This is a genomic window from Erythrobacter sp. HI0063, assembly GCF_001635685.1.
GTDB lineage: Bacteria > Pseudomonadota > Alphaproteobacteria > Sphingomonadales > Sphingomonadaceae > Qipengyuania.
Window position 1 is genome coordinate 1 of sequence record NZ_LWFF01000339.1, and the last position, 5,107, is coordinate 5,107.

Annotated in this window: 4 protein-coding genes; all 4 read right to left on the minus strand. The window is 63.7% G+C overall.

Annotated elements, in window-relative coordinates:
- The coding region (locus A3736_RS15095) for an efflux RND transporter permease subunit (RefSeq protein ID WP_156502163.1) at positions 1-1,875 on the minus strand (1,875 nt) is incomplete at its 3' end.
- Positions 1,872-3,368 carry an efflux RND transporter periplasmic adaptor subunit gene (locus A3736_RS15100; protein ID WP_067684650.1) on the minus strand — a complete coding sequence of 499 codons (1,497 nt, stop codon included), beginning with the start codon at positions 3,366-3,368 and terminating at the stop codon, positions 1,872-1,874. The genes A3736_RS15100 and A3736_RS15095, both read right to left, overlap by 4 nt.
- A gap of 8 nt (positions 3,369-3,376) precedes the next feature.
- Complete coding sequence (locus A3736_RS15105) at positions 3,377-4,612, minus strand: TolC family protein (RefSeq protein WP_067684652.1); 1,236 nt, start codon at positions 4,610-4,612, stop codon at positions 3,377-3,379.
- Between the two features lie 115 nt (positions 4,613-4,727).
- Positions 4,728-5,107 (minus strand): hypothetical protein (locus tag A3736_RS18080; RefSeq protein WP_233999430.1); only part of this gene is annotated, 380 nt, incomplete at its 5' end.

Sequence of the window (5,107 nt, forward strand, 5' to 3'; positions counted from 1 at the left end):
TTCGAACATCGTCAGGGGAGCCGGATCCGTCGCTGTATCGGCGCGCCCCGCCTTGCCGAACACCGTTTCCACCTCGGGGACCGACTTGATCAGGCGATCGGTGCGCTGCAGCAGCGCCGAAGCCTCGCCGGGGGAGAGGCCGGGCAGCGCGCTCGGCATATAAAGCAAATCGCCTTCATCGAGCGGCGGGAGGAACTCGCCGCCAAGCCGGGTGAAGGGGATCGCGGTGGTCAGGAAGATCAGCGCCGCGATCACCAGCGTTGCCTTTGGGCGCCGCATGACCCAGTCGAGCCCCGGACGATAGATTTTCGTCAGCCAGCGGTTGAGAAAATTGGAATCCTCCGAAGGGATCTTCCCACGGATCAGCCATCCCATCATTACCGGCACCAGCGTTACCGACAGAATGGCCGCGGCCGCCATGGCATAGGTCTTGGTGAAAGCGAGCGGAGCGAACAACCGCCCTTCCTGCGCCTGCAGGGTGAAGACCGGTAGGAACGACAGCGTAATGATCAGCAGACTGAAGAACAACGCCGGTCCCACTTCCTTCGATGCATCGGCGATGATCCGCCAGCGTTCCTTCACCGCGAGCACGGTATCGGGATTCTCGTGTTCCCATCGCTCGAGATGCTTGTGCGCGTTCTCAATCATGACGACGGCGGCATCGACCATCGCACCGACCGCGATGGCTATTCCACCCAGCGACATGATGTTGGCATTGACGCCCTGGATGCGCATCACGATGAAGGCCGCGAGCACGCCCAAAGGCAGGGTGATGATGGCGACAAGTGCCGAGCGCGCGTGCCAGAGGAACAGCGCGCATACGAGCGCCACGACGATAAACTCTTCGATGAGCTTCGTGGTGAGGTTCTCTATAGACGCATCGATGAGCTGAGAGCGATCGTAGGTCGTGACGATCTCGACGCCTTCGGGAAGGCTTGCCTGCAAGTCGTCGAGTTTCTGTTCGACGGCCTGTATTGCGCTTCTTGCATCCGCACCCTGGCGCAGGACGATGATGCCGCCGGCAACCTCGCCTTCGCCATTGAGCTCGGCGATGCCTCGGCGCAGTTCGGGGCCGACCTGGATCGTCGCTACGTCGCCCAGCGTGACCGGAACGCCGCCGCTCACCGCGCGCAGCGGGATCGCCCTGAAATCGTCGAGGTCGCCGAGATAACCCGAGGCACGGACCATATATTCGGCTTCGCCCATCTCGACGATCGAGCCGCCCGCTTCCTGGTTGGCGGACTGGATTGCGCTCACGATCTCGGCGTGAGTCACGCCGAGCGAGGCCATCCGGTAAGGCTCGAGCACGACCTGGTATTGCTTGACCATTCCTCCGACGCTGGCGACCTCGGCAATGCCGGGGATTGTCTTGAGCTCGTAGCGCAGGAACCAGTCCTGCAGGCTGCGCAGTCCGGCAAGGTCGTGTCCGCCGCTGCGATCGATCAGCGCATATTCGTAGATCCACCCTACCCCGGTGGCATCGGGGCCGAGCGTGCTCGTCACGCCATCGGGCAGGCGGACCTGCACCTGGTTGAGATATTCGAGCACACGCGATCGCGCCCAGTAGAGGTCGGTACCGTCCTCGAAGATGATATAGACATAGCTGTCGCCGAACATCGAGTAGCCGCGGACGGTTTTCGCCCCCGGCACCGAAAGCATGGTCGTTGCCAGGGGGTAGGTGACTTGGTCCTCGACGATCCGGGGGGCCTGCCCCGGATAGTTTGACCGGACCACAACCTGCACATCGGACAGATCGGGCAACGCGTCGACCGGCGTCGTGCGCACCGCCCAGAAACCGGCCAGCGTTACCGCGACGGCGGCGAGAACGATAAACAGGCGGTTGGCGATCGAGGCATCAATTATCCGAGCAATCATTGTCCGGCCCTCGTGATAGACTCGATCCGGGGGCCGGCATCCTGCTGGGTGAAGGTGAAGCGCACCCTGTCTCCCGTCTCGAGCCCGCGCATTTGCGCCGCGCTCTTCGTGCGGAAGGTCATGGTCATCGCGGGCCAATCGAGCCGGGGCACAGGACCATGCCGCAGCGTCACCGAACCATTGGCGATCGACTGGATCGTGCCGGTGGCACCGAAGGTCGCTGGTTCGTCCTCGCCGCCGGTGGAAGCGTCATCTGCCTGATCGACCGGACGGACGTCGAGTCCGGTAAGGCTTGCTTCGGAATCGAGCAGGAACTGACCCGATGTCACGACCTGTTCGCCGGCCGACAGACCGGCCAGAACCTCGGTCCTGCCACCCGCTTCGCGGCCGATCCGGACCTCGGCGGGCATGAAACCGCCCTCGTCCTGCTTCACCATCACGATGGTTCGACGTCCGGTCCTGATAACGGCTTCGGACGGCACCAGCAGCGCGCGGCGTGTGTCCGGGGTCAGCGAGACCTGTGCGAACATGCCCGGCTTGAGGCGACCGGATGCATTGGGCAGTTGCGCACGAACGGTGATCGTACGGCTTGCATCCTCCGCGCTCGGCAGGATAGCGACAATGGGTCCGGAGAAGCGTTCCTCGGGGAATGCGGTCAGCGTCGCGCTGACAGGTTGCCCGACGCGTACATTCGCCGCCTGCGTTTCAGGCACCGCGGCTTCGAGCCAGATCGGTGAGAAACCGGTTATCTCGGCGAGCGTCTGTCCGGCCATGACTGTCATTCCCGGACGCACGCCGAGCGATGTGATGGCACCTCCAATCGGCGCGGTAACGGTGATCGTGGACTGCGGACGTCCATTGCGCCCTACCGATGAGATCAGGCCTGGAGGCATGCCCAAAAGGCGCATGCGTTCGCGCATGGCCTGCGCAAGTTCTTCATCACCGCTGTTCAGGACGGCCAGATACTCCTGCTGCGCTCCGCCCCATTCGGGAACCAGGATATCCGCGAGCGGCGCGCCCCGTCCAACGACATCGTCGGGCGCGCGGCCGTAGGTTCTTTGTACATAGCCTCCGGCACGTGGCTGGACGATCGCGACGTCGCGTTCGTTGTAGGCCAGAACGCCTGTGACGGTTATTTCCGGCTCGAGGACGCCGTACTCGGCTTCAGTGGTGCGGATGCCGAAATTCTGCACCAGGCCGGGATCTATCCTGACGCCTGCAGTGGCCTCCTCGCCCGCGCACTTGGGCACCAGCTGCATATCCATGAAGGGCGAATTGCCCGGCTCGTCGAAGTGCTGCCCCGGCACCATCGGGTCGTACCAGTAAAGGACCTCCTCGCATTCGGTCGCACTGCCGCCCGCGTCGCTTGCACCACCCTGGCCTTCGCCGAGCTGCGAGAGACCATAGCCGGCGGCAAGACTGATGAGCGCGACCGTGCCTGCCATCGTCCAGGATTTCTGGCGCGGCGACAGCCTGTCCCACGCGGCTCCCATTGCGGCTCTCATCGGCCATACTCCCCATAGGTCAGTCGCAGGTTCGCGGCGGCTTCGACGGTCGCTTCCTCGCGTTGCAGAATGTCCACCCGCAGCACGGCGAGCGTTTTGATGGCGTCGATGACGTCGAGCAGTTCCGCGCGGCCCGCGGCAAAGCTCGCGCGCTCGAGGTCCACGCGGCTTTCGGCAAGGGGAAGCAATTCGTCGGTCGCGCGCTGCCATTGTCGATAAGCGCTGCGCCATGCCGCGAGATCGGTTTCGAACCGGGCTTCGAGTTCACGCAGCCGATCGGCTCTGGCCGACTGTGCCGCAGCCGCTTCGGCTTCGGCGGCGGCTATACGCGGGTTTTGGCGCCGGTCCGCGAAAATCGGGAGCGTGATCGAACCCATCACCGAGATTGCATCGCCAAAATCGGGATCGCGCCGTCCATAGCTCACATTGACGCCGAAATCCGGACGCCTTTCCGATCGGGCAAGATCGCTTCTCGCTTCCGCTTGGCGGACCTGCGCAAGCGCCACGACGAGCTCCGGATTGCTTTGAAGCATGGCCCGCAAACCTTCGGGATCGAGATCGGCCGAAGGGATGGTTCCGGTCGCGGTGGCGGTCGGCAGAGCGGTATAGCGCGACAGCATGGCCTGAGCGGCCTCTCGGTCGGCCTCGATCCTGGTCCGCATATCCTCGACTTCGAGCACGGCACGGCGTATTTCCAGACTTTCGGCGGGTCTGGCCGAACCGGCGGCGACAGCACTGCGCGCGAGTGGTACGAGCCCCTCGATTTCAGCAAGTGCATCGTCGGCGACGGTCAGAGCCCGTTGGGCATAAGCCAACGAAATCCATGCCATTCCTGCTCCGACGCGTACCCTGTAACGGGTCTGACGCAATTGTGCTGCGGCAAGGTCGATGTCGGCGTCCGCCATTCCGAACCGGGCCCGACGTTTCGCGAGATTGGGAATCTCCTGTTCGATACCGACTTGGATTTGCGTAGGGAGCTGGCGACCCAGCTCGAACGCAGCCGGCCCGCTTACCGGCAGGTTCTGGATGCCCGCGCGAAGGCGCGGATCGGGCAGTTCATCGGCAGCGTCGGCGATCTCGCGCCGGGCGTCCAGTCGCAGCTCGCTTGTGCGAACCTGGGGCTGGTCGCTCGTTGCTGCTCGCAAAGCTTCTTCATAGCCCACCGACTGGGCATTACTCGCCGGCGCGAGGGCCAGCAGGACCGGAATCGCGGTCCAAGTAATTCGTTGCATGATCGTTCATCCGCAAAAGGAGCGCGTCAGACACGCGTTCCGGATCACCGGCCCGCATCGAGCGCAGGTCGTCCATCCAGAGGCAGGAGCGCACAGGCTTATGCCTGCACGCGGGTCATGCCGGAAATTGCGGAGGTGGCGGTTCTGGCCCCAGCCTTGGGGCCGCGAGCGAATTGGAGACTAATCTGCTGAACTGAGAAGCCTGCGCCGGTATTTCACCGACCAGGGTCGAATCACCCCCTGGAACGAGGGGCGGGATGCAGCCGAATGCCACGAGACAATCCAGCCGAAGGTTCTTGCAAGGCACGCCGTCATGATCGTCCATGGAAGCTGCGCCCGCCATCATCTCCATCTCGGCGCAGGCCGGTTTGCCTGCATCGACCGCCTGAGGCAGGGCAGATGCATGCGCTGCCGACTGGACGAACAGCCCGCAGGCGATCAGTAGCAGTCCAAGGGTGCGCAAGACTCGCATAAAAAAAGCGTAAAGCTTTGAAG